Source organism: Pseudoalteromonas sp. CR1 (assembly GCF_019392235.1).
Taxonomy (GTDB): domain Bacteria; phylum Pseudomonadota; class Gammaproteobacteria; order Enterobacterales; family Alteromonadaceae; genus Pseudoalteromonas.
In genome coordinates, this window is record NZ_JAHXRM010000658.1 from 1 (window position 1) to 232 (window position 232).

Annotated in this window: 1 pseudogene; it reads left to right on the forward strand. The window is 53.4% G+C overall.

From position 1 onward, the window contains the following. Positions 1 to 232: pseudogene (locus tag KZZ04_RS20925) on the forward strand (hypothetical protein); the annotation flags it as partial.

Sequence of the window (232 nt, forward strand, 5' to 3'; positions counted from 1 at the left end):
GCCTTTATCCTGCTGTGCAGCATCTTTGCACTGTGGGCCGCAGCGGCGAGCATGAACGACGTGCTGATTGCACACTTCAAGAAAGCGTTTTTGCTCAGTGATTTCCAGACCGCCTTCGTGCAGTCGGCGTTTTACCTGGGCTATTTTTTTGTGGCAATTCCGGCCGCGATGGTGGTGCGGCGCTTTAGCTACAAAAGCACGATTCTGATCGGGCTGTTGCTGTACATGTTCG